Source organism: Cohaesibacter celericrescens (genome assembly GCF_002866925.1).
Taxonomy (GTDB): Bacteria; Pseudomonadota; Alphaproteobacteria; order Rhizobiales; family Cohaesibacteraceae; genus Cohaesibacter; species Cohaesibacter celericrescens.
The window spans coordinates 100,796-118,640 of record NZ_PKUQ01000016.1 but is presented as its reverse complement, the minus strand read 5'-3'; the positions used below and the strand labels follow the sequence as shown (position 1 = coordinate 118,640).

Annotated in this window: 14 protein-coding genes and 1 pseudogene; 6 read left to right on the top strand and 9 right to left on the bottom strand. The window is 50.9% G+C overall.

Features of this window, described 5'->3' with window-relative positions; translation table 11 throughout:
• The first annotated feature begins 1,040 nt into the window (after positions 1–1,040).
• From C0081_RS08505 to C0081_RS08490, 4 genes are read left to right on the top strand one after another with little or no spacing between them, the layout of a single operon-like run.
• Positions 1,041–1,337 (top strand): ArsR/SmtB family transcription factor, encoded by a 297-nt coding sequence (locus C0081_RS08505; protein ID WP_101533391.1) that lies wholly within the window; start codon positions 1,041–1,043, stop codon positions 1,335–1,337.
• 22 nt (positions 1,338–1,359) lie between these two features.
• A complete protein-coding gene (gene pabB, locus C0081_RS08500) occupies positions 1,360–2,895 on the top strand; it encodes an aminodeoxychorismate synthase component I (protein ID WP_245417892.1) in 1,536 nt (511 codons plus the stop codon).
• A complete protein-coding gene (locus C0081_RS08495) occupies positions 2,892–3,476 on the top strand; it encodes an anthranilate synthase component II (protein WP_101533390.1) in 585 nt (194 codons plus the stop codon). The genes pabB and C0081_RS08495 overlap by 4 nt, the downstream gene beginning before the upstream one ends.
• On the top strand, positions 3,457–4,356 hold the full coding sequence (locus C0081_RS08490; protein ID WP_101533389.1) for an aminotransferase class IV: 900 nt from the start codon (positions 3,457–3,459) through the stop codon (positions 4,354–4,356). The genes C0081_RS08495 and C0081_RS08490 overlap by 20 nt, the downstream gene beginning before the upstream one ends.
• A 7-nt stretch (positions 4,357–4,363) precedes the next feature.
• On the opposite strand, the gene C0081_RS08485 is transcribed toward C0081_RS08490, so the two are convergent.
• Complete coding sequence (locus C0081_RS08485) at positions 4,364–4,888, bottom strand: CreA family protein (RefSeq protein WP_101533388.1); 525 nt, start codon at positions 4,886–4,888, stop codon at positions 4,364–4,366.
• A gap of 396 nt (positions 4,889–5,284) precedes the next feature.
• Here C0081_RS08485 and C0081_RS08480 point away from each other — a divergent pair, with 396 nt between their 5' ends.
• Entirely contained in the window at positions 5,285–6,895 is a 1,611-nt protein-coding gene (locus tag C0081_RS08480) for a SulP family inorganic anion transporter (protein WP_101533387.1), read from the top strand.
• Between the two features lie 86 nt (positions 6,896–6,981).
• On the opposite strand, the gene C0081_RS08475 is transcribed toward C0081_RS08480, so the two are convergent.
• A complete protein-coding gene (locus C0081_RS08475; RefSeq protein WP_210200445.1) occupies positions 6,982–7,467 on the bottom strand; it encodes a flavin reductase family protein in 486 nt (161 codons plus the stop codon).
• A 371-nt stretch (positions 7,468–7,838) separates the two neighbouring features.
• Here C0081_RS08475 and C0081_RS08470 point away from each other — a divergent pair, with 371 nt between their 5' ends.
• Entirely contained in the window at positions 7,839–8,936 is a 1,098-nt protein-coding gene (locus tag C0081_RS08470; RefSeq protein WP_180966812.1) for a DUF2865 domain-containing protein, read from the top strand.
• Here the strand turns inward: C0081_RS08470 and gltX are convergent.
• From gltX to C0081_RS08435, 7 genes and pseudogenes are all read right to left on the bottom strand, one after another.
• Complete coding sequence (gltX, locus tag C0081_RS08465) at positions 8,896–10,236, bottom strand: glutamate--tRNA ligase (RefSeq protein WP_101533384.1); 1,341 nt, start codon at positions 10,234–10,236, stop codon at positions 8,896–8,898. The two genes, C0081_RS08470 and gltX, sit on opposite strands and share 41 nt — an antisense overlap.
• Positions 10,237–10,282: 46 nt before the next feature.
• Positions 10,283–11,950, bottom strand: coding sequence for an NAD+ synthase (locus tag C0081_RS08460; RefSeq protein WP_101533383.1), 1,668 nt, complete (start codon positions 11,948–11,950; stop codon positions 10,283–10,285).
• Positions 11,951–12,011: 61 nt separating this feature from the next.
• Positions 12,012–12,149: pseudogene (locus C0081_RS23850) on the bottom strand (DUF2834 domain-containing protein); the annotation flags it as partial.
• 64 nt (positions 12,150–12,213) lie between these two features.
• Positions 12,214–13,596: a class II 3-deoxy-7-phosphoheptulonate synthase gene (locus tag C0081_RS08450; protein WP_101533381.1), complete on the bottom strand. Its 1,383-nt coding sequence runs from the start codon at positions 13,594–13,596 to the stop codon at positions 12,214–12,216.
• Between the two features lie 360 nt (positions 13,597–13,956).
• Positions 13,957–15,402, bottom strand: a complete 1,446-nt coding sequence (gene der, locus C0081_RS08445; RefSeq protein WP_101533380.1) for a ribosome biogenesis GTPase Der — start codon at positions 15,400–15,402, stop codon at positions 13,957–13,959.
• A gap of 199 nt (positions 15,403–15,601) precedes the next feature.
• Complete coding sequence (locus C0081_RS08440) at positions 15,602–16,969, bottom strand: outer membrane protein assembly factor BamB family protein (RefSeq protein WP_101533379.1); 1,368 nt, start codon at positions 16,967–16,969, stop codon at positions 15,602–15,604.
• A complete protein-coding gene (locus C0081_RS08435; protein ID WP_101533378.1) occupies positions 16,966–17,646 on the bottom strand; it encodes a DUF2659 family protein in 681 nt (226 codons plus the stop codon). Before C0081_RS08435 ends, C0081_RS08440 begins: the two co-directional genes overlap by 4 nt.
• Positions 17,647–17,845: the final 199 nt, after the last annotated feature.

The window sequence follows — 17,845 nt, the reverse complement described above, 5'->3', positions numbered from 1 at the left end:
CATTCCCAGTTATCATTCCCGCAAAATCTGCAGGTCATTTAAACGCATATACGGACGCACCAGCGCCACAACGGTATTCAGCCAGCATCATACACCCACATATCAGGCGTTGGCCGGAAATCGTTTCTAAGGTTTTGGGATGTGCGAAACGGCTCCAGCCAGCAAATGTGCTAGTGGATAATAATCAAACCAATAATAGAGCAGTTGGTAAGGCGGTCCGTTTTCATGGCGGCCACAATGGCGAAAATGATGAGTGTCGTCAACCGATCATTTGTTCGTCACAAGAGAAATACTCGGGCTTTCCACTTGCTTGGTAATGCTCGCACCCATGGAGCGCTTTATTCCCGCAGCGACTCCACCGGCAGCGTTGTCCCTACTCAGGCCTATTACCGGCACAGTCAAGGCGAACGACAAGCACAGCGCCATTCATCAATATGAATTGAAAATGAATGACAACCTCAGGTTCCATTCAGCCCAAAGTGTTTAAGTTAATTTCAACAAGCAGGACACCGAGCGCTTCGTTCAAACAGCAAACAGAGCATCGACCCTGAATTGACCCAAGATTGAGAATTCGGCAAAGAACCCATCCCATAGGCATTTATGTCTAAACCAGTCGCACCCACTCTTTGCCGCATGGAAGCTCCTGTCAGATTTCTGTCAGGAGCTTTTCCATTTTTAGCGCCGGTTTTATAGAACTCGCCCAAGCACCGGTATTGTTTTCTCAACGTGCGAATCTGTATAGCCACGTATAGAATGCGCACTTATCCCGCATTGAAGTCAGGCTAATACAAAAAATATTGATCAAATTTATTACCCAGATTTACCAATTTCCATCAATTTGCGAATAATACAGCGCCAATGAGCGATCAAGCCCCTGAAAAACACTTCACTATGCCCTATCATTCAGTATAGTGACTGACCTATAAGGATTAGGTGTTTCTAATAAACACGGTCTCTCTCACCGAGCAGACACATCCACCACAAGCGCATTATAGACCTTCCTGTTACAATGATTGCCCAAACCGACCGCGGAATTGACAATGAACATTCAAGATCTTGAAAAAAATTCTGAAGAAGCAGCAAACTTTCTCAAGCTTCTGGCTTCAGGTCCACGGCTTTTGATCCTCTGCCAACTTATTGAGGGTGAGCAGAATGTGGGTACTTTGGCAGAAAAAACTGGCTTGCGCATGACCACCGTGTCTCAACACATGGCTTTGATGCGTGCGCAAAGCATCGTCAGCACGCGACGGGATGGCACAACCATTTATTATTCGATCGCCAGCCCTATTGTTATCAACGTGCTTGAAGTCCTGCACAAAGGCTTCTGTCAACCCTGATGCCTTGAACAGCCCTGATTCTATGATGACAAAGATCAGCAAGACGCACCATGCGCAGCCTGTTTCATGCCCCCTTGTGGAAGAAGTGCCTTTCACTGATCCGGCAGCTTTGCTTCAACATTTACGGAATCACCAAGATTTGGCGTTTTTGGATAGCGTGGATCGCTCACCCAGCCTAGGGCGCTATTCTTACCTCGCCTATTCTGCTTTTGGCACATTCCGCGCAACAATGGGGCGCGCATTCTGGAACGGCAAAGCTTTTGAAGACCCGCCATTTGTCGCGCTTCAAAATCAATTAAAGCTCTACAGCCAGCCAACACTCAAAGAATCCTTGCCACCTTTCCAAGGTGGCGCCATAGGATATATTTCCTATGAAGCGGGGCGGCTGCTTGAGAAACTGCCTTCAACAGATTTTGAGCATGAGCGGATTGATGATATCCACCTGCCGTTCTATGACGTTATCCTCGCTGTAGATCACTTCCCCGACGGGGGAACAAACGCAAGCCCCGCCCGTGCATGGATAATTTCTACCGGTTGGCCTTGCACTGGAGAAAAACAGCAGACCCATGCCCGCGCGCGCCTAGACTGGTTTCGCTCTGAGCTGGCTGCCGCAGCCACCAAACCACCAACACCACACAATACGCCCCCCATCAAAGGCTGGCGATCCAATTTCTCACGCTCTGGCTATCAACAGGCGATAGAACGAACACGCCATCACATTTTAGAAGGCGATATCTTTCAGGCCAACATCACACAGAGGTTTTCGGCCTCGGTTCCAAAATATGAAACCGCGACACCGTTGGCCTATTATCTGCAATTGCGCAAAGAAAACCCCGCTCCATTCGCCGCCTATCTGGCCTGTGGCGACCATGTGATCGCCTCCAGCTCTCCCGAACGTTTCCTAACCCTAGACGCAACAGGCCACGCAGAGACCCGCCCGATCAAAGGCACCGCGCCACGAGATCTCACCAATCCAGTCAGAGATCAAGTCCTCTCTAAAAACCTGTTAAACAGTGACAAAGACCGCGCCGAAAATGTCATGATCACCGACCTTATGCGCAATGACTTATCCCGTGTTTGCAAACCGGATAGCGTCAAAGTGCCAGACTTATGCCGTCTTGAAAGCTATGCTCGTGTGCATCATTTGGTTTCTGTCGTTATCGGCCACTTGAAACAAGGCATGGGGCCGGTTGCCTTGTTGGGGGCTTGTTTCCCCGGAGGCTCGATCACCGGCGCTCCTAAAATCAGATCAATGGAAATCATCACCACATTGGAAAACCTGCCGCGCGGCGTCTATTGCGGCAGCATCGGTTATATCGGATTTGATGGTACGATGGACACCAACATCGCCATTCGCACCGTCACGTTCAAGGACGACTTGGTCCATTTCGGCGTTGGTGGCGGCATCACCGTCTTGTCCGATCCTGCTGCCGAATATGAAGAAACCCTGCACAAAGCAGCAGCGATCTTCAAGAGCTTGGGGACATCTGTGGAAGAAGAACGCGCTGGGCTGGAACGCGACAAAACCGAGAAAGATGAGGAAAGCCCAGACCGATGATCCTCATTCTCGATAATTATGATTCTTTTGTCTTCAATCTGTCGCGCTACTGCGAAGAGCTGGGCGAAACCATCGCCGTCTACCGAAACGACGCATTGAGCATTGACGACATCGCCCGCCTCAACCCCGACGCCATTCTTCTCTCACCCGGCCCTGGACGACCAGAAGACGCAGGCATCATGATCGAGCTGATAAAGGCCTTTTCAGGCACCATACCCATTCTGGGTATTTGTCTGGGTCATCAAGCCATCGGCAGCGCCTTTGGGGCACGGGTCACCCGAGCACTTGAGCCGATGCATGGGCGCGCAAGCCTAATCAACCATACCCAAAGTGCATTGTTTGAAAATATCGCTTCGCCATTGTCTGTCGGACGTTATCATTCTTTAATCATCTCGTCAGAAACCATGCCAAACAGCCTAAAACCAACGGCACATTCAGAGAGAGGAGAAATCATGGCGCTTGAACATGTTTCTCACCCGACCTTTGGCATGCAATTCCACCCAGAATCGATTCTCACTGACTGTGGTCATCAATTGATCCGCAATTTCCTGGAAATCACTCATGCAAAAGCCAGATCCTAAAAGGGCTATATCTCACGCTATCTGCCTCAATGGTCAATGCTTCGTGGATCAAGATAGCCAAGCAGCAATGATATCGGTGACAGACCGAGGTTTGCTGTTGGGAGACGGCCTATTCGAGACCCTGCCAATCCTCAACGGCCACGCACTATGGTGGGAGCGGCATCAGAAACGCCTAGTTAAAAGCGCCAATGAAATCGGCCTCCCCCTCGACACCAAACAAATCACCGAGAGTGTCAAAAAACTATGCGAAATCAGCCAAGGTTCCAATTCTATACTCAGGGTAACAGTCACACGCGGTTCCGGTGGCCGCGGATTGTTGCCAGCACCAAATCAAAGCCCGACCATACTGGCAAGCCTTGCCCCCTTACCCGCAAATTTGGCATATCAAGAGGCAAAACTGATCACCTGCAACATCCGCCGCAATGAGCAGTCACCAACCTCCCGCATCAAAAGCCTGAACTATCTCGATAATATTTTGGCCAGCCAAGAAGCCGAGAGACATGGGGCAGACGACGCCCTGATGCTCAACACCTGCGGAATGGCGACTTGCAGCACAATAGGCAATCTTTTTGCTGTATTTGGCAATCAGATTGTCACCCCGCCCATTTCTGACGGCGTGCTGCCGGGTATCCTGCGCGGTCAATTGCTCGAACATTCCTCAAAGTGGGGCCATGAATTGAGTGAAGATAGCCTGACCTCAGATCAACTAAAAAAGGCTGATGGCCTTTTTCTGACCAACAGCCTTCGTATTATGCGGCGGGTCATCCAGCTGGACGGCCGCATCTTTACCAGACGCGATGCACCCGAAGACCTCATCAGCAATCTTCAAGCCAGAATGAACACCCTAATTTCCATTGAAACCGGCATCACCCTGGCCTGATAGTCGATTAGTCAGCAACCCAATCAGCACAACGTGGCGCGTCATTGTCGCCCCATGGCATAATTGGCACAGTCGAGGTTGAGTTTTTCGGACTTCCTTCGATGAGTTTGTCAGAATAAATCAAATAAACCAACACATTACGGGTCTTGTCGCATCCGCGCACGATACGCGTCTTTTTAAACATAATGGAGCGACGCGTCCGGAACATCTCGTCGCCTTGCTCAAATTTTTCCTTGAACGCAACGGGCCCAACCTGACGACAGGCCAATGAAACATCGGAAGTTTCCTCGGCGACGCCGAACATACCGGAAATGCCGCCCTTTTCAGGCACCGTGAAATGGCAAGCCACCCCTTCAATCAACGGATCATCAATAGCATAGGTTGCAAGCTTGTGGTCCGGTGTCAGGAACTTCCACACGGTGGATTTTTTAAAAATCAATTCCGGGTCATCAGCTGCGACTGCAACCGGAACCCCAAGCGCAGGGATAACAACAGCAAGAGCGAGACAGACGCCCATCAATTTGCGAAACATAGTAATATCCTGTTTTCCAGTCTTGTTCGGGCTTTCTTGGCCCCAATGACCAAGCCATATAAGATTGGCGTGCAATTGGCCGCATTGTATTTGCCTATATCACGGCCCATTGCATAACACGACCAACGCTCTCCACCTTGAGAGATATAAGTCAATTTGCAGCAAATACGACCCTCATAAGCCAGATAGCAGGGTTTTAGTGCATAAAGGATGGCCGCAAAACGCCATACGCGGCTCAACCTTGCAGCCACAATATACCGTCAAAAGCTTGCTTTTTGACAGACACTGGGCTAAAAGCGCGTCAAATATACGTTCTTTTTCGGACGAGTCAGACACATCCCGTTCTGATCCAGATTGACCCGATCACAGCCACAAGTTTCCATTAGGACCCATTTAATGACGACCAAGACCTCCTCCCCGTCCGGGATAGGAGCACAATTGCGCAGTGCCCTATCAGTAAACCAAATCAAGACAGACACTCTCTCCGGTCTAACCGTTGCCCTAGCCTTGGTACCAGAGGCTGTCGCCTTCGCCTTTGTTGCCCAAGTCCACCCCCTTGTCGGCCTTTACGCCGCTTTCATCGTTGGTCTCATCACCGCACTCTTTGGCGGGCGCCCGGGAATGATTTCCGGTGCAACCGGTGCACTTGCTGTTGTTATGGTTGCGCTTGTTGCCAACCACGGTGTCGAATATCTATTCGCTACTGTTGTTCTGATGGGTGTTTTGCAGATTTTCGCAGGGGTGATGCGGTGGGGGAAATTCATCCGCATGGTGCCGCATCCCGTGATGCTCGGCTTCGTCAATGGCCTTGCCATCGTCATTGGCCTTGCGCAACTGGGCCAATTCAAGGTCAAGGATGCTGCAGGCGATTTTGTCTGGATGACCGGCGCACCGCTTTATATGATGCTTGGCTTGGTGTTGTTGACCATGGCCATCATTTGGCTTTCACCCAGACTCACCAAAGCGATTCCTGCCCCGCTTCTGGCCATTCTCGCTGTCTCGCTAATTGTTATTGGCTTTGATCTCAACATTCCACGCGTTGGCGATCTGGCCACGATCGCAGGTGGCTTGCCACAATTCCATATCCCCATGGTTCCGTTTGATTTGGAAACGCTGAAAATCATTTTCCCTTACGCGGCTATTCTGGCAGCGATTGGTTTGATCGAAAGCCTGCTGACCCTCAATCTTGTCGCTGAAATGACGGATACCCACGGGGGCGCATCCAAAGAGAGCATCGCTCAGGGTGCTGCCAATGTGGTCACCGGTTTCTTCGGCGGCATGGGTGGCTGTGCCATGATCGGCCAGTCCATGATCAACGTTAAATCTGGCGGACGCACACGCTGGTCTGGCGTGTCCGCCGCCTTATTCTTGCTCGCATTCATCCTATTCGCATCTGGCTTGATTGAGCAAATTCCGCTTGCCGCGCTGGTGGGTGTGATGTTCATGGTTGTCATCGGAACCTTTGCATGGCGCAGTTTGCAAATCATGACAAAGATCCCGCGGGCCGATGCCTTTGTCATCGTGCTGGTCACAGCCGTCACCGTATATTCTGACCTTGCCGTCGCTGTGATCGTTGGTGTTATTGTTTCCGCGCTGGTGTTTGCTTGGCAAGCAGCAAAACGCATTGACATCCATGTCAGTACCGAAGAGCACGGCTGGAAGGTGTATGAGCTCAGAGGGCCACTGTTCTTTGGCTCAACGGCCAATTTCCATGACTTATTTACCCCAAAAAGCGATCCGGAAGACGTGGTCATCGAATTTAAGGAAGCACGCGTTTGGGACCACTCTGCCTTGCAGGCCATTGATAGCCTCGCGACCAAATACGAAGAAGCAGGCAAAAAACTGCATTTGCGTCATTTGTCGCCTGATTGTCAAAAGCTGCTGAGAAAGGCCAACAAATTCATGGAAGTATCTGTGATTGAAGATCCGCACTATGAAGTAGCCGTGGACTATTCTGAGTTGTTTGGTAACAAAGAAGCACCTGAAACAGACGCTCCAAAAGCGTAAGATCAGCCTTCTGTTCCAATATAAAGCCCCTGACCTGGTATTTAAGGTCAGGGGCTTTTTAAATTCACGAACACAATCAAAAAATACTAGTCTTCGACCAAGGCACCAACAGCCTTATAATTCCCCGAGTGATAAAGCAGTGGCTCGCCGTCCTTATGGCTGATATCAATGACACGGCCGATCAGAATAATATGATCGCCACCCTCAACAATATTTTCCACCTGACAATCAATTTGGGCAAGAGACCCATCAAGAACAGGTGCTCCGCTTTTGCCGCTTCCCCATTTCACATCAGCAAAGCGGTCTTCCACAAAAGAAGCAAAGCGATCGGAAATTTGTTTTTGTGATTGCGCCAGAATATTCACCGCATAGAAACCGCTTTTGCTAAAAATCTCAAGCTGATGCGAACGTTTGTCGAGCGACCACAGAACCAGCGGCGGGTCGAGCGAAACCGAGTTAAAGCTATTGATTGTCAAACCATGTGGTGTGCCAGCTTCATCAAGCGTAGTCACAACAGCGATTCCAGTTACAAACTGCCCAAGGGCTTGGCGAAACTGCTCTTCTTCAATCATCAACTTTTCCATCACGGTGGGAAGGCAAACGGCAAAAACCGCATCAAACTGACCTCGATAGTATAGATGGTCCGTTAATTAATCCTCTCAAAGCACCAAAACCAATGAAGAATCAAAGTGGCACTGCGTAAATGTCGATCATCATTTCCGACACTCATAACCGCAGGTCCCCAACCAGGCGGGCAAAATTTTGAAATCCAATTGCATGGGAAACGCATTGGTGAAAGAAAGAGGCAATAATTTCGCCTTATTCTAGGGTGATTCTGGGCGTTGTCCTGTTAGATTCCCCATCGCGCGATTTTGGCAGGCCAATGACCGGTAAATACACGGTTGCTCAGCAACTGACTTCAAATGGGTTTGGGACCTACAGTATGAAAAGTCGTGCAGTTTTAGCCGGACTAATCCTTGCGTCCTTGCTTGCGACACCCGCAGCACAGGCCCAATCCTCCAGATCCCAAAATGCCAGATATTGCGCAGAGTTAGAGGGGGAGCTGGCCCGACTGCAGCGCTCGGGAAACACACGCTCCAACCGAAATTTCGAAAAATATGATGCTGCCGTTCACAAACAACAGGCACAGATTGACAGTGCCAATCAACGCGCCAAACGCGACAGTTGTTTTGGTGGACGAGGGTTTCTTTTCAAACGGACCCCAAAGGCGACCTGCCCCGCCTTGCTCAAACGCATTGATAAGATGGAGCGCAATCTCGTCGCCTTGCAAAAGAAACGCGGGCGTTACCCTGCACCGTCCGGAAACTCAAATCAATTGAAAGCAAATATTCTGGACCAGTTGGCACAGGCGCGTTGCGGCGAACAATATGAGCGTTTCGCCCAGCCAGCGCCAACAAGACGCCAAGGCCTCTTTGCCAAACTGTTCCAACCCCGTTCAACCGTACGCGAATACAATCAACAATATGATATTCCCGAAATTGGGACCTATCGCACGGTTTGTGTACGTGCCTGCGACGGGTTCTTTTTCCCTGTCAGTTTCTCAACAACAGAAAGCAACTTCGCCCGCGATGACAGTGTCTGTCAGGCCAGTTGTCCAGGCACCTCTGCCGAACTATATGTTTACCAAAACCCGGGTCAGTCAGAAGAAGAAATGGTATCCCTGGGTGGGAGACCCTACCAGTCTCTGGAAACGGCATTTCTGTATAAGAAGCAATATGTTCCCAATTGTTCCTGTCAGGCACCGATTAGCCAGCTGACCGCTCTTACAACAAGCGACCAGCCACTTTCTACCCCCAGAACAGAACAAGTCATGCCCGTCAACAATAGCCCAATTGTGCCACTCCCTCTGCCAAAACAAACGGTGATGGTTGATCCGGACACACTGGCAGTTGAACGCCTCGGCATGACATTCAAACCCTATCGCCCGCCGGAGGTTAGCTCCGACAAGGGCCTTGTTCATACGGCGGACGGCCGCTCAATCAGGATAGTCGGTCCGAAGTTTTTTGGTAACCAAGAATAGGCAAAAACGCTGCCAACTCGGGGCCATGTGACCGACCGGTGAGTGCAACACGCAAAGGCATAAAGAGCCCTTTACCCTTGCGACCAGTCTCCGTTTTAATCGCCGTTGTCCAGCTTTTCCACGTTGTATTATCCCACGGCTCCCTAGGCAGCAATTCTAACGCCTTGGCATAAAAATCGGCGTCGTCCTCAGACAAGGCAATCGCGTCATCAGGCAACCCAACTTCAACAATATCCCACCAGTCTTTCACTTCTGGCAAGCGTTCGATGTTACCGCGCACCGCGAGCCAAAAAGCTTCGCCACCGGTCACAGCCAAACCAGCCAAACGATCAGCAATCACATCATAGTCGGTTTCGTGTAGAATGCGGGCATTGAGATGCCCCAAATCTGCCAAATCAAACTTGGAAGCCGAGCGAGATACTTTGTCCAGCGCGAACAGATCAGCAAGCGCAGCCATATCGGCAAGAGGATGCACCGGCTCTGACGTGCCGATCAAGACCGCAAAAATGGCAACAGACAGCGCCTCATAGCCATCTTCACGCATGGAGCGCAAAGACATCGAGCCAAGCCGCTTGGAGAACCCCTCTCCTGAGCTGCTGGTTAGAAGATTGTGGTGAGCAAAAGCAGGAACCTTGTCCGACAACAGTTCAAACAGCTGGATTTGTACCGCAGTATTCGTCACGTGATCATCCCCACGGACGACCATGGTGACTCCCATCTCGATATCATCAATCACTGAGGGCAAGGTATACAGATAAGTGCCATCACCGCGTATGAGTACGGGATCAGACACGCTATCGCACTCTATGCTCTGCGCGCCGCGTACACCATCGTTCCAGGATACGGTTTTCTGATCCAGTTTGAAACGCCAATGAGGCTTACGCCCTTCTGCTTCATACTCGGTCATTTGTTCAGCAGTCATATCGAGGGCCGAGCGATCATAAACCGGTGGCAGCCCACGCGCCCGCTGGCGTTTGCGTTTGCGATCCAGCTCGTCCGCGCTTTCATAACAAGGATACAAACGCCCAGACGCTTTCAGCTTTGCAGCAACGGCATCATAGGCAGCCATGCGCGCAGACTGTTTCTCGATACGATTGGGCTTGATACCCAACCACTCAAGATCCTTGGCAATGCCCTGAGCAAACTCATCACGGGAGCGCTCTTGATCCGTATCATCATAACGCAGAATAAATTCCCCGCCGGTTTTAAGCGCTAGCAGCCAGTTGATCAACGCAGTACGAGCATTGCCGATATGGATATTTCCCGTAGGTGACGGGGCAAAACGAACGATTTCGGCCATCTGGCAGAATTCCCTTCAGATCAAAACTTACAATTGTGACGAGCGCTTAATCGCGATCCCGAAAGCCATTAGTGATTGGATAACGGCGATCACGCCCAAAATTCTTCGCGGACAGTTTAACTCCCGGCGCTGATTGGCGGCGCTTATATTCAGCAATATAGAGCAGATGCTCAATCCGGTGAACCAACGCTTTGTCGTGCCCCCGCGCAACGATGTCCTCAACACCCATTTCCTTTTCGACCAAACATTCCAGAATGTCATCCAGAACCGGATATTCAGGCAAACTGTCTTGGTCGGTTTGATTCTCGCGCAGTTCGGCTGTTGGCGCCTTGGCGATGATGTTCGCTGGGATCACTTCGCCACGAGGCCCCATGGATCCCGCAGGGACATGTGAATTGCGCCAAGCCGACAGATGGTAGACATGCATTTTATAGAGGTCTTTAATGGGGTTAAAACCTCCGTTCATATCGCCATAAAGCGTGGCGTAACCGACCGACATTTCAGATTTATTGCCTGTGGTGACGACCATATTGCCAAACTTATTAGAAATTGCCATGAGGATGACACCACGAGAACGAGACTGCAAATTCTCTTCCGTCACCCCTTGTTCGGTGCCATCAAACAGGCCAGACAAAGCATTGGCAAATCCATCAACAGGCTCCGCAATATCTACAATATCATACCGCACTCCAAGCGCAGTGGCACAATCAGCTGCATCTTTGAGGCTTTCGTCCGACGTGTAGCGATAGGGCAGCATGACACAATGCACTCTTTCAGCACCCAAAGCATCTACAGCCATGGCCGCGCAAATTGCCGAGTCGATACCACCAGAAAGCCCCAAGACAACGCCGGGGAACCGGTTTTTGTTGACATAATCACGCAATCCCAAGACACAAGCAGACCAAGCACCGGCGTCGCGATCCATCACCGGCTCGATATCACCGGACAGCTGCCATTTGTCATTGAGCCGGCGCACCGTCAAAGGACGTTGGTCTTCAACAAACCCGGGCAATTGCATCGCTAACGAGCAATCACCATTCAGCGCAAAAGACGCACCGTCGAAAACAAGTTCATCCTGCCCCCCCACCTGATTGAGGTAAATCAGCGGCAACTGGGTCTCAACAACCCGCTGCAGAGCCACTTGTTGGCGAATCTCCCACTTATCCAGATTGAAGGGAGACCCATTTGGCACCAGCAAAAACTCAGCCCCAGTCTCCATCAGACATTCACAAACCTCACTGTCCCAAATATCTTCGCAAATCGGAACACCAACGGCCACGCCACGAATATTGATTGGGCCAGGCAAGGGACCGGCTTCAAACACGCGTTTTTCGTCAAACACCCCATAGTTGGGCAAATCGACTTTAAAGCGTACCGCTTTGACCACGCCATCATCGAGCAAACAAACAGCATTGTAGAGTTTGCCGTGTTCAACCCAAGGCGCACCGATCAGAATAGCAGGCGCGTCCCCTTGGGTGAGGACAGCAAGTCCTTCAACCTGTGCACGGCAAGCTTCTTGAAAAGCCGGTTTAAGCACCAAATCCTCTGGTGGATAGCCAGAAATAAACAATTCACTCAGAACCAGACAATCTGCACCCTGCTCCGTGGCCACGCGGTGTGCAGCGCGGGCTTTGTCCGCATTACCGGAAAGATCACCCAAAATGGGATTGAGCTGCGCAAGGCTGAAAACGAGCTTATCGGTCAATGGTATCATCCTGTCCTACCTAGAGCCTGTGTCTGCGGTTTCACATCGCAAAAGGCTCTATGGATACATCCTAGATCCCGCGCAGTGTAAACTGACGCTGGTTTAAGAACAGATATAATGGCAGCGCCTGCGAGAATCCAACGCAAAGTGTGCATGGCACAAATAGCCACCAGTTGCGCACAAGTGAATGCCACTCACCCCGAGCACAAAAGACAACAAAAAAGCCCGACCGTAGGGCCGGGCTTTTGCTTCAAGAGATCCTAACCCTAGGTTCAGAACATTGGCTGATCGCTCTGTTTGCGGCCAGCACGCCCTTTTTTGATATTGTCAGCAATCAGGAACGCCAACTCAAGCGCCTGATCCGCATTGAGACGCGGATCACAAACTGTGTGGTAGCGATTGGACAATTCATCCTCGGAAATAGCGTGCGCACCGCCGGTGCATTCAGTCACATTCTGACCAGTCATTTCCACATGTACACCACCGGGATAGGTGCCTTCGGAGTGATGGACAGCAAAGAAACTCTCGACTTCCTTCAAGATGCGCTCAAACGGGCGTGTTTTGTAGCCGTTGTTTGCCTTAACGACATTGCCGTGCATCGGATCACAAGACCAAATAACCTTGCGTCCTTCGCGCTTAACAGCCTTGACCAAAGCAGGCAAGTGATCAAACACCTTGTCCGCTCCAAAGCGGGTGATCAACGTCACACGTCCGGCTTCGTTTTTGGGATCAAGAACATCAAGCAAATTGAGCAGATCATCCGGCTCCAATGACGGACCGCATTTCAAACCGATCGGGTTTTCAATGCCACGGAAGAACTCGACATGCGCATGATCAATCTGACGGGTACGATCGCCAATCCACAACATGTGGCCGGACGTTGCATAATAATCGCCAGATGTGGAATCAACCCGCGTGAAGGCTTCTTCATAGCCAAGCAACAAAGCTTCATGACTGGTGTAAAAATCAGTCGAACGCAAGCTTTCTGTCGACGCAGGATCAACACCACAGGCGCGCATGAAATCCAATGCTTCGGTGATACGGTCAGCCAATTCCTGATAACGATGGCCTTGAGGGCTATCATTCAGAAAGTCCATGGTCCAACGGTTGACATGATCCAGATTGGCAAAACCACCTTGTGCAAATGCGCGCAGCAAGTTCAGCGTCGCAGCGGATTGGCGATAGGCCTTGACCATATTTACAGGGTCGGGAATACGCGCTTCCGGCGTGAATTCGGTGCTGTTGATGATATCTCCGCGATAGCTTGGCAATTCCAAGCCATCAACGGTCTCCATCGGTGCCGAGCGCGGCTTGGCGAATTGGCCCGCAATGCGGCCAACTTTGACCACCGGCGACGCTGCAGCATAAGTCAGCACAGCCGCCATTTGCAGGAACACGCGAAAGAAATCACGAATATTATCAGGATGATGCTCCGCAAAGCTCTCGGCACAATCGCCACCTTGCAGCAAAAATCCATTGCCCTCAGAGACCTGAGCCAGCTGTTTGCGCAATCTGCGGGCTTCTCCAGCAAAGACCAAAGGTGGATAGGTGGCAAGGCGACCTTCAACAGACTTCACTGCCTCTTGGTCGGGATAATCCGGAACTTGCATAATCGCTTTTGATCGCCAGCTGTCCGGGGTCCATATCTTGCTCATTTTACCCTCTTTCACTTTACTAAGCATATTCACAATCAGACACTTTCCAAATGACGATGCCTGATTGCGACAAAAATATGCGGCAAACACAACTCAGAGCTCTTCAAAGAAAATTTGAATACACTCTGAGAACTGGGAAACCCAGTAAACACAAAAACCGGCCTGATTATCCTAACGTCAAAAGGGCCGATCGAATGGAGTTATACACACCTGCTCTTGGGGTTGCCATACAGATTTGCGCAAAACTATGGAAAAACCCGTCATCCTATGGTCATAAAACCACAAAACAGCGGTATTTTTCCAAACATTATTACGCAGGAGCGATGCGGCGATCATGCAGACCATGATCGCCTTTTGATTTTAGTGAATTTTTCTTTTTGCAGCTTTTGCAGCATAAGGATTTTCACCCTTACGCATCAGCATACGCACCGGCACCGCAGGAATTTTAAACGTAGCCCGCAAATCATTGAGCAAATAACGCGTATAGCTCTCAGGCAACGCATCAGGTCGCGAGCAAAACACCACAAAGGTCGGCGGACGCGCCTTAATTTGGGTTGCGTAGCGAATTTTGATGCGGCGACCTGCCACGCCGGGCGGCGGATGGTGTTTGGTTACATTCAGCAGCCAGCGGTTCAGGCGCGATGTCGAAATGCGCATATTCCAGATTTCGTAGATATCCAGAACAGATTGCAACAAACGATCCAAATTTTTGCCGGTCAAACCGGAAATAGGCACCAGTGGCACGTTGCGCATTTGCGGCAAAAGTCTGGTGGCCTTCTCACGCAATTCGGCAAGTTTTTCCTGCGGATTGTCGACCAAATCCCACTTGTTGAGCGCTATGACGATAGCTCGCCCTTCACGGCCCACAAGATCTGCAATCTGCAAATCCTGCTTTTCAAACGGGATCGTCACGTCAAGCGTCACCACAACCACTTCAGCAAACTGGATGGAACGCAGAGCATCAGATACGGAAAGCTTTTCCAACTTTTCCTGAACACGCGCTTTCTTGCGCATGCCGGCTGTATCAAACAATTTGAATTTACGGTCGTTCCATTCCCAATTCACCGAAATAGAATCGCGCGTAATGCCCGCCTCGGGTCCGGTCAACAGACGTTCTTGGCCAATAATATGATTGATTATCGTTGATTTACCAGCGTTCGGACGACCGACAATCGCAACACGCAGAGGCTTGGTCGGATCGTAAAGTGGTACTTCCGACTCGCCATCTTCGATGCTGACGTTGACCTCTGGGCCATCATCCATGGCCAACAACTGCATTTCTTCGTGCGAGATGCCAAGCTCTTTGAGCTTGATTTCTTCATACTTGACCAGCTGCTCATAGAGCTCGGACATGCCGATACCATGCTCGGCAGACAACGTAACCGGATCGCCTAGCCCCAACGAATAAGAGTCATAAAACCCTGCATCAGCTTTGCGCCCCTCGGATTTATTGGCAAGCAAAATGGTTGGTTTGCCAGATTTACGCGCCACGTTGGCAAAATACTCATCCATCGGCGTGATACCGGCGCGGGCATCAATCATAAACAGAATGACATCCGACATAGCGACTGCTTCTTCGGTCTGAAGACGCATACGCGTTTCAAGAGCATCCTCGCCCGCGACTTCAAGTCCGGCCGTATCAATAATATTGATGGTCATATCACCCAGACGTGCTTCGCTTTCGCGGCGATCACGCGTAACCCCCGGCCGGTCATCCACCAGAGCCAGCTTTTTGCCAACCAAACGGTTGAACAGGGTCGATTTACCAACATTCGGTCGGCCAACGATGGCCACATTCAGTCTCATCACACTTAGTCCAATATGGCGCAATCAAAACCAATATACGCAGGACCGGCTTCAAACAGCACGTCCAGCTTGCATGATTACGCAAAGGGGCAGGTAGAAATCAACGCATTTCTTATGCCCATCAAATAGCACAGAACCCCGGACATGACGAAGCACGTCCGGGGCAATAAGGTAGATCCATATATAGGTCGCTGCAGGCCTAATTAAAAGCGGACAGCTTGCCAGAACCACTCAGCGTGATCAAACGACCACCCACCGCAATCGGAGCAATAAAGACCGGATCATTGATATCTTTTGTCAGTTTGACCTGACCGGACTGCGGGCTCATTGCGGCCAACTGTCCTTCACTGGATGCAAACCAAAGGCTGCCACCGGCAAGCACGGGCCCCGCCCAGCTGGATCTCTTTTTCTTGCTTCTAACGGACGGAAGCTGACTTGACCAGCGAATTTTGCCCGTTTTCCGGTTGAGCGCAATCACGTTGTCATCCAGATCAACCACGAAGACGGTGTTGCCAGACACGGCAGGAGCATGCATTGAACCGATTGACCGATCCCAAACCCGCTCGCCATCCTTGACGCGCAAGGCAACAAGTTTACCACTGACGCTGGCGACATAAGCCACACCATCAGAGACGACCGGACCACCCGCAATAGACGATATGCCAGAAACAGCAAAGCGGCGGCTGCCCTGAACAACACTATCAGACCAGCGCATATCGCCGGTTTTCAAGTCAAGCGCCACCAACTCGCCCGATGAGCCAGAGAATAACACGAGATTGCCACTCACAGCAGGAGACCCCGACCCAATAAGGCCGGCACCTTCAGGGATACCGTTGAATGACCAGATTTCGGTTCCGTCCGATACATTGACAGCATAAATGGAATTGGTCGCCGTCACGGCCAACACTTTTCCGCCAACCACAACAGGCGCACCACGCGCAGGTGCATCCAGCTGGAATGTCCAGAGCCGACGACCCGAGCCGCCTTCCAGCGCAACAAGTTCGCTGAAGCCTGTCGAGGCATAAACGCGCGAACCGTCGATTGTCACAGCACCGCCAGGGGCAATGCCTTTTTCATTCTGAGGTCGCACAGATACAGACCAAACGCGCCCTCCGTTTGAAGCATTGAAAACAGAAACCTTGCCGTCAGGACTATAAACAGCAACCCGACCGCCAATAGAAACCGGACGGGCTCCTGCCCGCTCATCACTTTCGCCACCACTAACAGCAGCATTGGTGCTCCAGATCCGCGCGCCCTGCCCGCTATAGGACACATGCGGTGGATTATTGCCGAGTGGTCCCCCAGCCTGCACCCAAGACGAAAATGCCACAGCACCCGAAATTGATACAGGGCTGGAATCTTCCGCTTTTCCCACAGCAGCATTCTCAAATAGCGTTTTGCGCTCACCTGGCAACTGCGTTTCTTTAGCCTTGAAAGGATTTATGTCTCCCGCAAGGTCCCCCACACTGGAGCATCCCACCAGAGCACCAGCAAGCATGATCACCGCCAAAACCAAAGGTCCTTTGGTCTGACATCCGTTGGATTTGGTGCGGCAATGCGTCATCATTGAGCGGACTCCTTGGAATCGACAACAATTTTTGATCTGATATAGCTGGCATATACTTCAGCTCGTTGCCGAAGCTGCGTTGGCGTTTCTGCGTCGGCGACAACACGATCCGCAATAGGCAGGGCTTCCGCAAATGCTTTGTTTTCCAGATAAGCCAACAGCACAAGTTCACGAGCGGTATGGCGGAAAGCACCGCCATCCATCTGCCCGGACAATTGCAAGATCACATCGTCGGCCTTGCCTTGATCAAGCATCAGGACATTGGCGCGAATCCGAGCCAAATCCTGAATAACGACGTCATAATCGGCATTGTTTGCAACAGATGAGTAGAGCGCGATTGCATCATCAACATCCCCCATTGCAGACTTTTCCGCAGCAATGCGCATTTCAGCCAAGAGGGGGTAACCGCCGAAGCCGGATGTCTTGAGGGTTTCGAGCGCAGCAATTGCCTGTTCCGAATTACCACTGTCTGACAATGCGATCGCTTCGATGAAAGCATCCCCTGATTTGGCTGACTGGGTGGTGCGCCAATAGTCATACCCCTTACTGGCAGCAGTCCCCAGAACGATCAACAACGCAAAACCAATAACGTATGGCCCGAATTTATCCCACATTTTCTTGAGCTGCTCGTTACGCATCTCTTCATCAACTTCACGAATAAAATCGGACTCAGACATTCTTCCTCGCTTACAGCGAAACTGGATTTTTCAATCACATTTCGCATTCATCTTGCTTTTGCACGTAAAGGCTCTGTGACTTATAAAGTCACACAAATTCCAACACGCTATAACACCGAAAAAATTTCGGCAAAACTGCATTTCTTTCGGCGGACATTAACCGGTCCAAAAGCACGACGCAATCACTGCTCTGCGTTTC

Excerpts from the sequence above, each read along its gene's own strand:
- C0081_RS08505 (WP_101533391.1), top strand. The coding sequence starts at position 1,041 with ATGAACATTCAAGATCTTGAAAAAAATTCTGAAGAAGCAGCAAACTTT.
- pabB (WP_245417892.1), top strand. The coding sequence starts at position 1,360 with ATGATGACAAAGATCAGCAAGACGCACCATGCGCAGCCTGTTTCATGC.
- C0081_RS08495 (WP_101533390.1), top strand. The coding sequence starts at position 2,892 with ATGATCCTCATTCTCGATAATTATGATTCTTTTGTCTTCAATCTGTCG.
- C0081_RS08490 (WP_101533389.1), top strand. The coding sequence starts at position 3,457 with ATGCAAAAGCCAGATCCTAAAAGGGCTATATCTCACGCTATCTGCCTC.
- C0081_RS08485 (WP_101533388.1), bottom strand. The coding sequence starts at position 4,888 with ATGTTTCGCAAATTGATGGGCGTCTGTCTCGCTCTTGCTGTTGTTATC.
- C0081_RS08480 (WP_101533387.1), top strand. The coding sequence starts at position 5,285 with ATGACGACCAAGACCTCCTCCCCGTCCGGGATAGGAGCACAATTGCGC.
- C0081_RS08475 (WP_210200445.1), bottom strand. The coding sequence starts at position 7,467 with ATGATTGAAGAAGAGCAGTTTCGCCAAGCCCTTGGGCAGTTTGTAACT.
- C0081_RS08470 (WP_180966812.1), top strand. The coding sequence starts at position 7,839 with ATGAAAAGTCGTGCAGTTTTAGCCGGACTAATCCTTGCGTCCTTGCTT.
- gltX (WP_101533384.1), bottom strand. The coding sequence starts at position 10,236 with ATGGCCGAAATCGTTCGTTTTGCCCCGTCACCTACGGGAAATATCCAT.
- C0081_RS08460 (WP_101533383.1), bottom strand. The coding sequence starts at position 11,950 with ATGATACCATTGACCGATAAGCTCGTTTTCAGCCTTGCGCAGCTCAAT.
- C0081_RS08450 (WP_101533381.1), bottom strand. The coding sequence starts at position 13,596 with ATGAGCAAGATATGGACCCCGGACAGCTGGCGATCAAAAGCGATTATG.
- der (WP_101533380.1), bottom strand. The coding sequence starts at position 15,402 with ATGAGACTGAATGTGGCCATCGTTGGCCGACCGAATGTTGGTAAATCG.
- C0081_RS08440 (WP_101533379.1), bottom strand. The coding sequence starts at position 16,969 with ATGATGACGCATTGCCGCACCAAATCCAACGGATGTCAGACCAAAGGA.
- C0081_RS08435 (WP_101533378.1), bottom strand. The coding sequence starts at position 17,646 with ATGTCTGAGTCCGATTTTATTCGTGAAGTTGATGAAGAGATGCGTAAC.